The 16,706-nt window shown below is 54.1% G+C and carries 10 protein-coding genes and 3 tRNA genes; 7 read left to right on the forward strand and 6 right to left on the reverse strand.

Translation table 11 applies throughout. The features are described from left to right. Nucleotides 1-167: 167 nt before the first annotated feature. From BLR09_RS04635 to BLR09_RS04660, 6 genes are all read right to left on the reverse strand, one after another. The gene (locus BLR09_RS04635) at nt 168-2,660 is read right to left on the reverse strand and encodes a pyocin knob domain-containing protein (protein ID WP_093198435.1); all 2,493 of its coding nucleotides are present in this window, start codon (nt 2,658-2,660) and stop codon (nt 168-170) included. 311 nt (nt 2,661-2,971) lie between these two features. Beyond that, the gene (locus BLR09_RS04640; RefSeq protein ID WP_093198437.1) at nt 2,972-3,331 is read right to left on the reverse strand and encodes a hypothetical protein; all 360 of its coding nucleotides are present in this window, start codon (nt 3,329-3,331) and stop codon (nt 2,972-2,974) included. 23 nt (nt 3,332-3,354) lie between these two features. Further along, nucleotides 3,355-5,151, reverse strand: a complete 1,797-nt coding sequence (locus BLR09_RS04645) for a hypothetical protein (RefSeq protein ID WP_093198441.1) — start codon at nt 5,149-5,151, stop codon at nt 3,355-3,357. 624 nt (nt 5,152-5,775) lie between these two features. Continuing rightward, nucleotides 5,776-5,849, reverse strand: a tRNA-Arg gene (locus BLR09_RS04650). Between the two features lie 52 nt (nt 5,850-5,901). Continuing rightward, nucleotides 5,902-5,975 (reverse strand) — tRNA-Pro (locus BLR09_RS04655). 50 nt (nt 5,976-6,025) lie between these two features. Next, nucleotides 6,026-6,113 (reverse strand) — tRNA-Ser (locus BLR09_RS04660). A gap of 101 nt (nt 6,114-6,214) precedes the next feature. On the opposite strand from BLR09_RS04660, the gene BLR09_RS04665 reads away from it, so the two are divergent. The 7 genes from BLR09_RS04665 to gltB all read left to right on the forward strand — a co-directional run bounded on the left by BLR09_RS04665 (nt 6,215) and on the right by gltB (nt 16,634). Beyond that, nucleotides 6,215-7,177, forward strand: a complete 963-nt coding sequence (locus BLR09_RS04665; protein ID WP_093198444.1) for a vWA domain-containing protein — start codon at nt 6,215-6,217, stop codon at nt 7,175-7,177. Between the two features lie 8 nt (nt 7,178-7,185). After that, the gene (locus tag BLR09_RS04670; protein WP_093198446.1) at nt 7,186-7,863 is read left to right on the forward strand and encodes a hypothetical protein; all 678 of its coding nucleotides are present in this window, start codon (nt 7,186-7,188) and stop codon (nt 7,861-7,863) included. A gap of 22 nt (nt 7,864-7,885) precedes the next feature. Then, nucleotides 7,886-9,064 carry an acetyl-CoA C-acyltransferase gene (locus BLR09_RS04675; protein ID WP_093198450.1) on the forward strand — a complete coding sequence of 393 codons (1,179 nt, stop codon included), beginning with the start codon at nt 7,886-7,888 and terminating at the stop codon, nt 9,062-9,064. 55 nt (nt 9,065-9,119) lie between these two features. After that, complete coding sequence (locus BLR09_RS04680) at nt 9,120-10,061, forward strand: phosphoribosylaminoimidazolesuccinocarboxamide synthase (RefSeq protein WP_093198452.1); 942 nt, start codon at nt 9,120-9,122, stop codon at nt 10,059-10,061. A gap of 28 nt (nt 10,062-10,089) precedes the next feature. Next, a complete protein-coding gene (locus tag BLR09_RS04685) occupies nt 10,090-10,536 on the forward strand; it encodes an STAS domain-containing protein (RefSeq protein WP_093198455.1) in 447 nt (148 codons plus the stop codon). Between the two features lie 73 nt (nt 10,537-10,609). Further along, nucleotides 10,610-11,563 carry a ribonuclease Z gene (locus BLR09_RS04690; protein ID WP_093198458.1) on the forward strand — a complete coding sequence of 318 codons (954 nt, stop codon included), beginning with the start codon at nt 10,610-10,612 and terminating at the stop codon, nt 11,561-11,563. 466 nt (nt 11,564-12,029) lie between these two features. Next, nucleotides 12,030-16,634: a glutamate synthase large subunit gene (gene gltB, locus BLR09_RS04695; protein ID WP_093198461.1), complete on the forward strand. Its 4,605-nt coding sequence runs from the start codon at nt 12,030-12,032 to the stop codon at nt 16,632-16,634. The last annotated feature ends 72 nt before the right edge of the window (nt 16,635-16,706 follow it).

A 16,706-nucleotide genomic window follows, 5' to 3' on the forward strand; every position in this document is an offset into this window, starting at 1 on the left:
TACACACTCCCTCCGCCAATTCAGGTACCGTTTGGTCAGAACTGCGACAATACCCCTGGATTGCCGGTCAAAAACCGCTAAAAAAGCTGGAGATACATGCCTTGAATCTGCCTGTATTTCCAGCTTTTAACAATCCTGGATGCATTTGCCGGGATCGACTTTGTGTGTCAGAGCGTTACCCAACGGCCCGGATAAGCCTGCACGCGTATGACCTGGTTGCCACTAATTGTCATACTGCCAGCCGTCTCAATTAAATCGCTACCGGATGCCTGCAAGGTAATGACGTTGGTAGTCGTATCCGCTTTTTTGATGATATACTCCCTGCCGGAAAGCGTTGTTGCGTCATAGGCGCCAGAAAGTGCCGGCAGCGTGATGGTAAACCCCCCGGCGGTGGCATTGGCAATAATCGTCCGGTCAGCATTCAGTGTAATGGTATAGGAACTTGTAACACCCCGGATGGACTGACTGGTCGCTTTCAAAGCGTAACGCGCGTCGCTTGCTGTACGGGAAAAGGCATCCGGAGACACGCGGCGGTAAGACACGCCTGTATTTTCCAGAATGGTCACATCGTTGCTCCTGAGCAGCGTCTCGGCGGTTCCATCCTGTGTGGTGAAAGACAGGTCGGTGGTCCAGTTGAAGCTGGCGCTGGTATTCCGGTTGTAGAAGTAATAAAACCCCCTGTTGTTTTCGTTTGCGGCCGGGAGCGTTAACACCCGGTTGGCCGTGATCGTCCCGAGCAGCAGAGAGATCTGGGGATAGGGCACGGTATAGGCGCTGTCTCCCACGGAGATATACTTGTTTTTGTTCTTTTCCCGCCACGCTGACCAAACCCCTCCGATCTTTTTGCGTTCAAAAATCCGCGTATCCGCGGCGCCGGTCGTACGGGCTTCCTGGACAACAAAATTCGTGTTATAGTACGTCTGGTTCAGGAAGTGCGACGAACTTGCCGTCGGCGCATTCAGCGTTGCGGTTGTCCCTCCCTCAAACCCGCCGGTAATCAGATTGAAATCGTTGATCTGGGCAGCCGGTATGGAGCCGGTCACGGTCACAAATTCATCCGGCATGGTGTTGTAAATGGCAGGCCAGGTTGCATCCTGGTCCGGAGGTGGGAGTATTTTGTCTTTCGGAACATCTATAAAAGTATTGTCTGTCCCGTTGACGTTCAGGAAACTTATCGAGTTGACATATCCCCTACCCTGAATGTTTTCGAATCTATCGTATTTCGAACAGGTATTAATCAGGTTGTCCGAATTGGTCGCCGTAACGTTTCGAAATGTATTTCCCCGCAAAGGCGAAATCCAGCTTGGAGTAGCATTGTTGAAAAAGGCTGCAACGGCATCTTTTGCGTCGTCGATCACACAGCTTTCAACTGTACAATTTTGGGCGTTATTGATAAAAACTCCCTGACTCGTAACAGTTCGGCCCACACTTCCCGTTATTCCCCGAATAACCACATCTGAGACGACTGAAACGGCGACCAAAGTTCCGTTCGGGGTTCCTGCTGTCATTTTTACCGGAGAATCACAGTTCTCGACCAGACAGTTGTTGCTATTTGAGACGAAGCCAATCGCATAATAAGTATGAACCGGGTCCGGCTTAACCACGTGAATATTTCGTACGGTGATATTGACACAGGCGGGTGTCAGATCGCCCGAATCCGAACCTACTCCGAATGCCTGAGTTGCATTTTCAGTCCAGATATTCTCGACAAGACAATCCGCGGCCTGGCCAAGTTGTATCCCATACCCTCCCCATAATGAGCCTTTTCCTGTATAATCGAATTTGATATAGAGATTTCGAATCTGGACGTTCCGGGACACGATCCGGGGATCATTCCGCGTGATAAACCGCCCTTCTCCTAAAGGAATATCTGTAAACGCTTCGGTTTGGATACTCGTGAACCATCCTTTTTTGCGATTGAGTGCTGTCATCGCGCGGTTCCATTCTCTACTGTCTCCTACCATTAATGCGACCCTGCCTTCAGACGCTGAAATATTCGCCAGAATCCTTGTAGCCTTCCCATCTCCGACTACATTGACATTCGACGGAATAAACACCGGGTACTTGAACAGGTAATACCTGGTCGTATCCTCCCAGGCACCCACGTATAAGGTTCCGCCGCCAATGCTGTTGAGGTAATCAACAGCGGTCTGAAAAAAGCCGGAAACGTCTGTTCCCGAGACATTTACCGACGAAACGACTCCCGGAAACGATCGGATATCCAGCGTCCGGTTAACCAGCTTACGTTCCCAATAGCGGGCTGCATTTACGCGTAAAATGGTACCGCCGTTGCTGGCTTTGTCTCCCGTCCGGGCAACCCATTCACTTCCGTCAAAACGAAGGAGGGAAGCAGGCGAATTCTTGACCAAGGAGCTATCATAGACGGCAATTGCCTGCGTACTGTCGGCAACGCGCTGAAGCCATTTGCTTCCGCTCGTACTGATAAACCAGAAGTTATCTTCGACGGCATACGAAGGCTTGGAAGTCATTACCCGAAATTGCGCGGGTCCCAGGGCGTCGACAAGAACGATGAGTTGCCCAGGGCTGGCGGAATTTGCCTGGGATTTTGCGTCTGCTATTGAAGGTGCGTAAAGAGGCGTCTGCGCAAAGCCTTTGTAACAAAACAGGAAAAGAAGAAAAAGCAGAATTCGGGTTTTCATAACGTTTTATGGAGGACGGTTTGGCCGAAAGTACGCCATCGCCTCGCGAAAAGAAAGAGCCTTTTTCAATCTTCTCCCGAAATGCAAAACAGCTTATTTAACGGTGCCTGAACGAGGCCTGTATCCCGGTTTGCCTGCCCCGGCTATGCAGGCCGGTTTGCTTTTCCTTTTTAGTGCATTTATCTTATTAAAACAACAAATAGCAATCCAGCTGTCTATTTTCCAAAAACAAAAAACCGGATCTCTCCGGTTTTTTGTTTTTGGAAATACGATGAATTCCGGATGACCCTATTATCGGAAACACTTTTCCTCTATTGTTCTTCTTTTCTCGGTGCCGGTTTTTCCTCCGGCTTCTGACCTTCCGCCGCTTTTTCGGCGCCGGGCAATGCCTCCTGTTTAGGTTGTGAGAGAACTTTGGCTTCCGGCGCCGGGGTTTTTTGATACGACAGCCCCGGCACCGCGTTGCCCCGAATCTGCCGACCCAGGCTTCCCGTATTAACAGGCTCCTTTGTTGCTTCTTTTTTGGCGGAGACCGGCTTATGAAACAAAAGGCCGGGAGCCGTTCCATTTCTCAGTTGGCTGCGGATGCTTTCGTCCGTTCTGTACCTGGATTGGGCTTTGGCAGCGACACTTAAGAGGAGAAACAGGGCGGGAATAAGATAGTTTTTCATAACTACTTGACGGTTAGTATGCCTTATTTGACGTTCACGAAAACATTGATCTTTCCGACGGTATTTCCGTCAAAATTCTGAAGGGCTTTCCCGAGAACTTCTCCGGATTTCACCTTTGCCCGGTCGGCTTTCATCGCGACGCCGGGAATTGAAGAAGTTACCAGTAAATCGCCCCGTTCAATGGCTCCGCCTTCGTTGCATACTTTCGTAGGAATTACTCCGATCACGCCCAGGGGTACCTTGTCCGTCAGTTCGCTGTCAATGTTTTCTTCTGTCAATAATACACCGGGTTTGGTCGCGTAAACGCCCAGAATCCGGGAGGAATAGGCGCCCGAACTTTTTTCGACAGCACGGTCTTTCGATGAAGCTATGCTCAACACGTCACCCGGCTCATAATCCGCCACATCGTTGACCACGTCAAAGGCTTCGGCGACATCCGCTCCGCTGTTCTGAGTGCCCCCGTCAAAAAAGCCGCGTCCGGCTTTGTTGATACGTGCTACATTCGAACCGCCGCTCTGGAAGATGGCTAAATTGCCGCTGGGACCGGTATGGTTGGCCAGGAGAGCCGTCCCGGTCCCAACGGTGGTCACATGGACAACCGGTTGCCCGTTTGAGGCGTTGAAATTGGCAAACCGGCCCGCTTTTCCGACGCCAAAATTCGGTATAAAGCCAGAAATTGCATTCCCATTTCCATCGACAGAAGCCTCGACTCCGTCTCCGTTGCCACCGGCATTTGCCGTGATACCATTTCCGTTTCCTTCCGTTAAAACCACTATGCCCGGGCCGTTCCCGGCGGCGTTAGAGGAATAAAATAATCCGGCATAACCACCCGTTCCGGACGACACGCCCATGACACCGGCGGTTCCGAAGTTGGCAAACTGGGAATTTACCTCGCCTTTGACGGCAGGTGAAGTACCCGTTTTACGGTCCACCAAGAAATTACCGGCCGTTCCGTTACCGACAGTTTTCACGGTAATTACATCGTTTTCATTGTCTTCGTTAAAAATCTCAAACCGGCCGGCGCGACCCGTTGCAAAACTGGGTACCCAGGCATACAGGGCATTTCCTCCTCCGTCGATATTCGTTTCCACACCGTTTCCGTCTTTGGAGGCGTTGGCCGTAATCGCGTTTCCGTTTCCGTCATTAATCGAAACGAGTGCCGGGCCGTTTCCAGAGGTATTGGACGCATGAAAGAGGCCGGCAAACCCGCCTGTACCCGAAGAAATTCCGAATATGGCGGCCGCTCCAAAGTTTCCGAAGATGGTGTTCACTTCCGAGCGTACGGCGGCGGCGACGCTGTTATTATGATTCACTTTAAAAGACGCAGCATTTCCCTTCGTATTATCCGGAATATTACCCAATCCGACCGTCTCCACCGTCAATACGTTGCCATCCTCATTGGCGGTGTTGGTGTTTTTAAAGTGGCCGGCCGTACCGGTACCGGTAACAATTCCCTCGAGCGCAGTGCCGGCTCCCTGATTGGTGATTGAAAACAACGGACCGGCGTTATTTCCGCTTCCGGTATAGGGCAGGGAAAAGGTCGCATTATTGATTTGTGTCCAGCCGGTCCCCGTTTTGAAATACCAGAAACCTTTGGTGTCTGTATCGTAGACGAGCAAGCCGTCTGCGGGATTGGCAATAGCAGTCCGCTGAGCGGTTGTCTGCCGGGGAACGAGTGCTCCCTTTGTTGTCGATTTTACGTCCAGTTGCGCGCTCGCGTCGGGCGTTGGAGTGCCGATGCCTACCTGCGCTTCGGCTGTTTGTGAAAGATGGTTGGCGACGAGTAATCCAAGAGTTACCTGCAGAACTAGTTTTTTCATCAGATTCCGAGAAATTAAGATTTTAACAAGCGACGGTTGTGTTGCCCAGGACAGCGCAGCAAAAATGTAACTGCCTATGTACCAAGACCGTGCAATCTACAGAAGTTTCGAAATCCGTTGCTTTCCGTTTACTAGTTGGCTGCCTGATGTTTTCGAGAAGGGCGTATAAACACTCATTATCCGTCTCTTTTTTCCGAATGTAATTTCAGCGATGCCCGTATAACAGTTCCCGAAACCGAGTATTAATTTCCTGAAAATTTCTGATTTGGATCACTTATCTGCCGGACAGAATAGCGGCATTTTTTGCCTGTTTTAAACGATCAGACCTGAAATAACAGCCGCTTCACAGCGTCACTTTCGTTTCGTTTGGCAGGTAAATTTTTCCGATCAATAAAAAAGGGAGGCTGATGCTATCCCATCAGTCTCCTTTTTGAATGAGCGTATCTGCTCAAAAATTCCTTTCATGATTTGCACTCTCGTTCGCCGTTCCTCCGGCATCGTTTCGTTTTAAATCCGGAGGATTTTTAACAGAATACCGCTGCTTTGACAGGCAATCCTGTTCCGCGGAGAAACAAAAAAGGCCGGCACTTTCGTGTCAGCCTTTTTTCCAGATTGCTTTCTCAGTGATCCCAGCAGGACTCGAACCTGCAACCTACTGCTTAGAAGGCAGTTGCTCTATCCGGTTGAGCTATGAGACCGTCGACGACCAAAGACGTTCAACAAGTCCAGCCAACTGGCCACTGTGAAATGTCGGGGTGACAGGATTCGAACCTGCGGCCTTCTGCTCCCAAAGCAGACGCGATACCGGGCTACGCTACACCCCGAAAAACGTCCTGTCTGGTGAGTCGTGTCATCACCGACACATTTCGTCTTGCGGAGAGGGCGGGATTCGAACCCGCGGTACGCTTTAGGCGTACGACAGTTTAGCAAACTGCTCCTTTCGGCCACTCAGGCACCTCTCCTCCTTCCGTTTCGGTTCGCAAATATAGCCGCTCGACTTAGCGAAACACAAGTATTTCCGAAAAAAAATCGCTTTTTTGCGGTTTTCATCCACCAGGCAAGCATGATTTTTAACCGGGAATGGGGCCAGACAGAGTTGATTTTCATCCTGTTATTCGGGGTTTTGTACCTGGCATACTGGGTGAGAATTTTCTGGTACGCCTACCGTCTCAAAACCTCCGCCCGCTCGGCCGCCCTGAAGTTCTTCCTGCGATCGGCCGCTCTTGGCGCACTTGTTGTCGCGTTGCTTGATCCGTCCTTCGGCGAACCGGAAAAGGAGCTGCAGGCAGTTGGCAAGGATATCTTCCTCGTCGTCGACGTATCCGCTTCGATGGACGCGACCGATGTACAGCCTTCCCGCATTCAGCGGGTGAAGTTTGAGCTGAACCGGCTCATCGGGTCTTTTCCGGGTGACCGCTTCGGGATTATCCTGTTTTCGGCCGGGGCGTACCTGCAATGCCCGCTGACGTTCGACCGCCACGCATTGTCCATCTTTACCGAATCACTCAACACCGGCCTCCTCACCGATCAGGGTACCGCGTTACAGCCGGCACTGGAAATGGCCCTGGATAAACAAACACTGGCCGAAGGCCGGGCGGACGCGTCGAAGGTCGTCGTACTGATCAGCGATGGCGAGGATTTCAGTACGGTAGAATCCCGTACCCTGCGGGCGCTGCGCCGGGCAGGTATTCAGCTTTTCACGGTAGGCATCGGTACGACCGCCGGCGGACGTATTCCAACCGGGAAGGGGTACCTTCATGACGCGGCGGGAGAAGTCGTTACGACTGCGCTTCAACCCGAAAACCTGCAACGCATCGCCGCGTCTGTCGGAGGTGAATACTTCGAGGTCAATGCTACCCGGAACGATTTTCCCGCGCTGACGCAGCGGATTCAGAAAGTGGCCGGAAGGCGGATTGATCAGCGGAAAAGTGCGATTACGTCCAACAAATACTATTATTTTCTTATTCTTGCGCTGGTATTGATCAGCCTCGACGTACTCACTACGGTGCGTACGCTCCGGCTTTGAGTTGTGTCATGAATATCTTCTGGCTGAAAATAGCAATCTGGATCACGACGCTGGGATCGCCGACCCAGATCATCAAACGGAACGAAGCCCGTCAGATCGCGGAAAAGGCCTTCCAGGAAAAGAACTATGACCGGGCCATTACCTATTACGAATACCTGGAACGGACACAGCTCGTCGTCGATCCCGATATTATCCTGAACCTCGCCCATGCGGCCTTTGCCAAAAAAGACACAGCACTGGCCCGGCAGCAATACAGCCGCCTGATGCGCGTACCCAACCCGGGCATTTCGTCTACGGCCCTGAACCAGCTCGGCGTCATCGATTGCCTTTCCGGTGATTCGCTGGCCGCGGAAAACCTCTTCCGTGACGCGCTGGAACGCAATCCGTCCAACGACCAGGCCCGGTACAATTTTGAGCTCATGCGCCGGTTTCGCCGGGATGTGCCGCCACCGGCTACTCCTCCCGGAACCCCGCCGCCGACGGGTACCCCGCCCCCGCCGAAAGAATCGGCCGACGTGGCCGTATCGACCCGCCGGGATGAATTCCTCAAATCCCTCAAACAGTTCAATCTGACAGAAGAACAGGCGATTCGCCTGCTCGAAGCTTCCCATAACCAGGAAATTCAGTACATTCAGCAGCGTCCCCGGAAGGCGGAGAATGTCGTCGACACCCGGGAAAAATGGTAACTTCATCTAAATACTAAAAACCATGTCAGCAGTTGTTCTTGTTTCCGCCGTGCGCACGCCGATAGGCAGTTACGCAGGCGGGCTTTCCTCTTTTCAGGCCACGCAGCTGGGTAGTCTTGTGATCCGCGAGGCGCTTTCCCGGGCGGGTGTTTCTCCCGAACAGGTCGACGAAGTACTCATGGGAAACGTCTGCTCGGCCAACCTGGGTCAGGCGCCTGCGCGGCAGGCGGCACTCGGCGCGGGATTACCGCCTTCTGTCCGCTGTACGACCATCAACAAAGTCTGCGCTTCAGGAATGAAATCTGTCATGCTCGCCGCTCAGAGCATTCAGCTCGGCTATGCGGAGGTGGTGGTAGCCGGAGGAATGGAAAGCATGAGCAACGTCCCCTACTACATTCCACAGGGCCGTTTCGGGTATAAATATGGCAGCGGTACGCTGGTGGACGGACTCGAAAAAGACGGGCTCCTCGACGCCTACGACAAGCAGGCGATGGGCGTTTATGCCGACCGCACCGCGACCCGCTACGGCATCAGCCGGGAAGAACAGGACGCGTTCACGATCCGTTCCTACCAGCGGGCGGCAGAGGCCACGCGGGACGGACGGTTCGCCGCAGAAATCGTCCCCGTAGAAGTACCACAGAAAAAAGGTGCAGCGCTGGTCATTGCCGAAGACGAAGAATATACCAAGGTTCAGTTCGATAAAATACCCTCCCTCCGGCCGGCTTTCGGCGCCGAAGGAACCGTCACCGCGGCGAGCAGTTCGCCCCTGAGCGACGGTGCCTCCGCCTTCGTACTCATGAGCCGCGAAAAGGCCAATGCGCTGGGACTCACGCCGATCGCCGCTATTCTCGGGTTCGCGGACGCCGAACAGGAGCCGGAATGGTTTACGACAACACCCGCCCTGGCTGTCCCGGAAGCACTGAAACGTGCGGGACTTTCTGCTGACGAGATCGATTTTTTTGAAGTAAACGAAGCCTTTGCCGTCGTTCCCCTCGCCTTCTCCCAATTGCTGGGTATTCCGGAAGAAAAACTGAATATATATGGAGGCGCCGTTGCCCTCGGCCACCCGCTGGGCTGCTCCGGCGCCCGGATTCTGACGACACTCACGTCGGTACTCCGGAACGAAGGAAAACGCTATGGAGTGGCCGGTATCTGCAACGGCGGTGGCGGCGCTTCTGCCATTGTGATCGAGCGTCTCTAGTTGGCAAATGCCGCCTCCGTGGTTACTTTTGTCCTTTGCAACTGATCTCAGGCCCATGCCTATCTCGCGAACCGATTTTCAATTCCCCGGCCAGACAGGCCTTTACCACGGCAAAGTCCGTGACGTGTACTTTTTCGAAGAGACCTTGCTGGCGGTGGCTTCCGACCGGATTTCCGCTTTTGACGTGATCCTTCCCCGCCCGATTCCCGGTAAAGGACAGGTACTGAACCAGATTGCCGCTCACTTTCTGCAGGCTACTTCCGACATTGTTCCGAACTGGCTCCTTGCCGTACCGGATCCGAACGCAAGCTATGGCTGGAAATGTGAGGCCTATGCTGTCGAGATGGTTGTTCGCGGGTACCTCGCCGGCCATGCGTGGCGTACGTATAAGTCCGGCCTGCGGGTGCTGTGCGGCGTCACCCTCCCGGAAGGACTGAAGGAAAACGACCGCCTGCCGCAGCCCATCATTACGCCGACGACGAAAGCGCACGAAGGACACGACGAAGATATTTCCCGGGAAGACATTCTGGCGCGGGGTATTGTTTCGGAAGAAGACTATGTCCAGCTGGAAAAATACGCGCTCGCCCTCTTTGAGCGGGGAACGCAGATGGCTGCCGAACGCGGCCTGATCCTGGTTGATACGAAATACGAATTCGGCAAGAAAGACGGGAAAGTATACCTGATCGACGAGATCCATACCCCCGATTCGAGCCGCTATTTTTATGCCGACGGGTACGCCGAACGGCAGACTGCCGGTGAATCGCAAAAACAGCTTTCAAAGGAGTTTGTACGCGAATGGCTGATTGCCAACGGATTCCAGGGAAAGGAAGGCCAGGTTATTCCGGCGATGTCAGACGAGTGGATCAGCGAAATCACCAGCCGGTACATCGAACTCTACGAAAAAGTAACCGGAAAGGCATTCGAGCTGTCGGCCGACGAAGACCCGCTCGCCCGGATCGAAGCCAACGTCAGCCGTATGCTGGCCTCACACGCATAAGTTCAACAACCGGACAACAACGTATCCGATGGAGTATAAAATCGAAAAAAGTCAACAGTACGTACTGATCGACCTCGCAGAGCCAATAATCGAAGAGGAAACCGCCCAGGGGCTGTCCCGCCTGGTGGCCTCTCTCTGGAAGGAAGGTTACACCAATCTGATCCTGGACCTTAGCAAGGTCCAGGAAATTGAAACGCCGGGCTTCTCGATCCTGCGCAAGGCGAACGATTTGTGCCTCCGCGACGGAGGACTGTTTGTCGTCGTCTCGAAGGATGACGCCCTGATCGAAGAACTCGACGAAGCCAAAATCCGGGATCTGACGATCCTTCCCACCACCGAAGAAGCTGTCGACGCCGTTTTCATGAATGAACTCGAAGGCGAATTCCGGGAGGAGGAAGACGACGAATACGGATTCGGAAACGCGGAGGAAGGCGAAGAAGGCAGCTCTTCCGGCGGATCAGAAGAAGAATACTAACGGAGGTATTCCTCCCCGGGGCCGGTCAGTCCGACCGGCCCTCTTTCTCCCACGTTCCTGAAAATCAACCCTCTTGCATTTCCACGTAACCATATTGGGAACAGGCTCGGCCACGCCGACGCTGCACCGCCACCCGACGGCGCAATGGGTAATGCACGACCATGATCCGTTTCTGGTTGACTGCGGAGAAGGAACACAGGTGCAGCTGCTTCGCTACCGCATGCGGATTTCGAAGCTGAAACATATCTTCATTTCGCACCTGCACGGCGATCATTACTATGGTCTGCCGGGTTTGCTGACCAGCATGAGCCTTGGCCAGCGGACCGAGCCACTCTACCTCTACGGGCCGCGAGGCCTGGACGAGATCCTGACGACGCATTTCCGGTATTCGGATACGCGCCTGACCTATCCCCTTCACTTTCAGGAAACAAACCCCGTCGCGCCGGAGGTGCTGGTTGAAAGTGAGCACCTGACCATCAGCTCCTTTCCCCTGCGTCACCGGATCGCGTGCACGGGTTTCCTGTTTGCGGAAAACCCCCGCTACCGCAATCTGATCCGGGAAAAAGTACCGGCTGACGCCTCTCATGAAGAGCTTCATGCCCTGAAACTCGGGCAGGATGTCCGGGACGCGGAGGGAAATATCCGCTTCGCCGCCGATGACTTTACGCTCCCGCCTGCTCCTTCGCGGCGGTATGCCTTCTGCTCCGATACGCTGTACCTGCCTGAGCTGGCGGAACACCTGGAGGGTGTAGATCTGCTGTACCACGAGGCGACCTTCGGGGAAGAATTACGCGAACGGGCGCTTCGTACCTACCACTCTACCGCTGCCCAGGCCGCGCAACTGGCCTCGGACGCCGGCGCAAAAGAGCTTCTGCTGGGGCATTTTTCTTCGCGATATAAGGACATTCTGCCGTTGCTCGACGAAGCACAGAAAATTTTCCCGTCGACCCTTCTCGCCGAAGAAGGCAGAAGCTTCCCTATCGGCTACCGTACTGATTCTTTGGCAGATAACCTACTTGACTTGTAGGGTATTTGTTCTCTTCAGGCGGTATTTCCGCCCTTTCCGGACTTTTTCCAAACTTTTTTTTGCAGAACCGCATTTTTTTTGCCCGAAAAACGAGAAAAACGCGTTTTTGGCATTTTCATTACTCAAAATGTCTATTTTGAAAACCTCTAAAACAAAGATTTAACACTTTCTTAATCTGAACATGTCATTTTAAAACCTCCTTGTGCATTTATAAAATTTTCAAGATTTGCGTCGATTTATTGATAATATGAAAAAGTATACACGGAATTTCACTATTTCTTTAAATGCACAGGATTCCAAATTTTATATGGCAATAATGATTTTCGGCCAATTATTTTTTGTAGTATCTTAGTGGACCATTTGAAAATCTGTTGCCGATTTCGCTGCGCATACAGGTTTTATTTTGAGATTTGAGACCCCTTCTCATTATCGATTTTTGAATTTTACCGAGCAAACTGTTAGGAATATGTCTGACCAGCCTAACCAGCAGTACCCGGGCCTGTATCGCCCTGAGTTTGAACACGATGCCTGTGGAATCGGCTTTATCGCCAACATGAAAGGCCGCAAGTCCCATCGTACTGTTCGAGACGCTATCCAGATTCTGGAGCGTATGGATCACCGCGGAGCGTGTGGTTGCGATCCCAATTCAGGGGACGGCGCCGGAATCCTTCTGCAGATTCCGCACGAATTTTTCCTGAAGGTATGTGCCAAGGAAGGCATCAGTCTTCCCATTGCCGGTGACTACGGCGTCGGGATGACTTTCTTCCCGAAAGACGCTGCTGTCCGGCAGGAATGCAAGGAAGTGATCCACCGGCAGGCGCTGGAACTGGGCCTGGAGATCCTTGGCTACCGTGTGGTACCCGTCAACAATACGGATCTGCAGGGCGCCGAATCCGGCGCGCAGGAACCCCAGATGGAACAGCTGTTCATCCGGAAGCCCGCACACATTCAGGACAACCTGAACTTCGAACGGAAACTCTACGTATTTCGTCAGCTCGTGACGCGCGTCGTCAACGAAGCCGTACGGGGTGTGAACGAGAAGTTCTATTTCGCTTCGCTGTCAAGCCGTACCATTATTTATAAGGGTATGCTCACGACGATGCAGACCCTTCCGTATTTTCTCGATCTGCAAAACGAGTCGGTGACGTCGGCATTCGCCATCGTTCACAGCCGTTTCTCGACCAATACCTTCCCCGAGTGGAAGCTGGCGCAGCCGTTCCGCTTTATTGCGCACAACGGGGAAATCAATACGGTGAAAGGCAACGTCAGCTGGTTCAAGGCGACGTCGGCGCTCTTTACGTCCGAACATTTCTCAGACGAAGAACTCAAGATCATCCGCGAAGCGATCTGCCCTCCGGGACAGTCGGACTCCGCCAACCTGGACAACGCCATCGAGCTGCTGTACCTGGCTGGCCGTTCGCTGCCCCACGTGATGATGATGCTGATCCCGGAAGCCTGGGACGGCAACGAGCAGATGGACCCGCAGCGCAAAGCGTTCTACGAATACCACGCGGCGCTGATGGAGCCCTGGGATGGCCCGGCGTCGATTTCGTTTACCGACGGAAAGATTATCGGGGCGACGCTCGACCGCAACGGCCTTCGTCCGAGCCGGTTCTGGGTACTGGACGACGACACCGTCATCCTCTCTTCTGAAGCCGGGGTTCTCGACATCGACCAGTCGAAAGTCGTGTCCAAAGGCCGTCTCCAGCCCGGACGTATGTTCGTGGTGGACATGGAGCAGGGACGTATCATTCCTGATGAAGAACTCAAGGCCTCGATCTGTACGGCACAACCGTATGAAAAGTGGCTGAAGAAATACAAGATTACGCTCAACGACCTGCCGGAACCGAAGACGGAGTGGAATACTCCGTACGATAAGGATCTGATTACCAAGCAGCACGTCTTCGGTATGACGTCGGAAGATATCCGCACGATCCTGACGCAGATGGTTGAAACCGGCAAGGAAGCCCTCGGCTCCATGGGTCTCGACACGCCGCTGGCGATCCTCTCTGAGCAAAGCCAGCACCTGAGCCACTACTTCAAGCAGCTGTTTGCCCAGGTAACGAACCCGCCGATCGACCCGATCCGGGAGCGTTCCATCATGTCGCTTATCAGTTATGTAGGCGGTTACGGCAACATCCTGAGCGAATCTCCGGCACACTGCAAGGTACTCGAACTGAAGCAGCCGGTACTCGACAATACCGAACTGGAGAAAATCCGGAACATCGATACCCGTCATTTCACGAACAAGACGGTCTATACGACCTTCCGTGCCAACGGTGGCGTCAGCGCGCTCAAGAAAGCACTCAAGCGCATCTGTGAAGACGCCGAGTACGCAGTAAACGATGATTATCAGATCATTACGCTGTCGGACCGGGGCGTTGACTCCAACCATGCGCCGATTCCTTCCCTGCTGGCGACTTCTGCTGTACACCAGCACCTGAGCCGCAAGGGCCTGCGGGCGAAAGTAGGACTGATCGTTGAAGCCGGCGACGTCTGGGAATCGCATCACTTTGCAACCCTGATCGGTTTTGGCGCTGCGGCGGTTAACCCGTACATGGCCTTCGAAACGATTGCACACATGCGGGACAAGAACCTCGTTTCTGTTCCTTATGATTTCGACAAGCTCTGTGCGAACTATACGAAGGCGGTCAACGGCGAGCTCCTCAAGATCTTCTCGAAGATGGGTATCTCGACGCTCCAGAGCTATCAGGGTGCTCAGATCTTCGAAGCCCTCGGGATTGCGAAGGACGTGGTCGATGAATACTTCACCGGTACGGTTACCCGGATCGGAGGGTTGGATATTGAAGGTATACAGCGCGAGGTACTGATCCGTCACCACCAGGGTTTCCCGGAAGTACAGGTCGGACCTTCCCGCCTCGAAGTCGGCGGTGTGTACCAATGGAAGCACCGGGGTGAGTTCCACCTCTTTAACCCGGAGACGATCCACGCGCTGCAGCAGTCGACCAAGAAGAACGATTTCGAGCTCTTCAAGAAATATACCAAAGCCATTGACGACCAGACCCAGAAAGCGGCGACGCTCCGCGGTCTGCTCGATCTGAAACTGCTGCCTCAGGCAGAGTGGCTGAAGGAAGAAGAAGTGGAGTCGATCGAAAAGATCATGACCCGCTTCGCGACCGGCGCCATGTCGTTTGGTTCTATTTCCTGGGAAGCGCACTCAACACTCGCAGTGGCTATGAACCGGATCGGCGGCAAGTCGAACACCGGCGAAGGCGGCGAAGATCCCAAGCGTTTCTACACTGTATTTGAAAACGGCGACTCCATGAACTCGGCTATCAAGCAGGTAGCTTCCGGCCGGTTCGGTGTCACGATGGAATACCTGACCAACGCGCAGGAACTCCAGATCAAGATGGCGCAGGGTGCGAAACCGGGCGAAGGGGGTCAGCTCCCGGGCCATAAGGTAGACGCCTGGATCGGAAAGACCCGTCACTCCACTCCGGGTGTCGGCCTGATCTCTCCGCCTCCTCACCACGATATTTACTCCATCGAAGATTTGGCGCAGCTGATCTTCGACCTGAAAAATGCCAACCGTCAGGCCCGTATTTCGGTGAAACTCGTGTCAGAAGCGGGTGTCGGAACGGTCGCGACGGGTGTGGCAAAAGCACACGCCGATCATATCCTCATCGCCGGGCACGACGGCGGTACGGGAGCGTCTCCCCTGTCGTCGATCCGCCACGCGGGTCTGCCCTGGGAGCTGGGTCTGGCAGAAACGCACCAGACGCTGGTCCGCAACCGCCTTCGCGGCCGGGTGACGATCCAGACGGACGGTCAGCTCAAAACCGGTCGCGACATCATCATCGCCGCGCTCCTCGGAGCCGAAGAGTTTGGCGTCGCAACGGCCGCTCTCGTGACGATGGGTTGTATCATGATGCGGAAGTGTCACCTGAATACCTGCCCGGTAGGGGTAGCTACCCAGAACCCGGACCTGCGGGCGCTGTTCAGCGGAGACGCCGACCATGTCGTGAACCTGTTCCGTTTCCTGGCTTCTGAAGTACGTGAGTACATGCGGAAACTGGGCTTCCGGACGATCGACGAAATGGTAGGACATGTCGAGCGCCTGAAAATGCGCGAAGGTGTTCAGAACTGGAAATACAAGACGCTGAACCTCAGCTCTATCCTGTACCGCGACCCGATGTACGACACCGAGCCGATGGTGAAGGTGGAAGAGCAGGATCACGGGCTGGACGTGCAGCTCGACTGGGCGATGATCGAAGCCGCCAAACCGGCACTGGAAAACGGAGAAGCGGTGACCGGCCAATTCCCGATCATCAACGTCAACCGGACGGTCGGAACGATGCTTTCGAACGAAATCACAAAGATTTACAAAGCCAAAGGCCTGCCGGCCGGCACGATTCACTATACCTTCCGCGGGACGGCGGGACAGAGCTTCGGCGCGTTCTCGACCAACGGCATGCGCCTGGAGCTCGAAGGAGATGCGAACGACTACGTCGGCAAGGGCCTCTGCGGAGCGGAACTGGTCATTTACCCCGACCGCAACGCGAAACCGGACTTTGTACCGTCTCAAAACAGCATTGTCGGTAACGTCTGCTTCTATGGCGCAACGTCCGGTGAAGCCTACATCCGCGGGATGGCCGGTGAGCGCTTCTGCGTCCGGAACTCCGGAGCGAAGGTCGTCATCGAAGGCATCGGCGATCACGGCTGCGAGTACATGACGGGCGGGGTGGTTGTTATCCTCGGAAATACCGGCCGGAACTTTGCCGCCGGTATGAGCGGGGGTGTTGCCTATGTCTGGGACAAAAACAAGGACTTTGCGGGCAAGGTCAACGGCGAGATGGTCACGCTCGAACCGCTGACGGCCGAAGATCACAATATCGTGCGCCTTTTTGTCGAGAAGCACCAGCAGTACACCAAATCGGACGTAGCCGAAACGGTACTCGACAGCTGGGATTCCATCGCCGATCAGTTTGTGAAGGTGATGCCGACCGACTTCAAGAACGCCCTGGCCGGGAAGGGAATTACCCTCACTGAACAGATCGCGAACAAGGAAGTGGTATACGGAGACTTCGTCGCCGACGTACTGGCGAAATAATACCCGGCGGAGGCCTGCGGGCCTCCGCCCTACTGACAACGATCATCCTTACTGGCTCAAGAGCAGCAGTAA

The organism is Siphonobacter aquaeclarae (assembly GCF_900103285.1).
GTDB lineage: Bacteria > Bacteroidota > Bacteroidia > Cytophagales > Spirosomataceae > Siphonobacter > Siphonobacter aquaeclarae.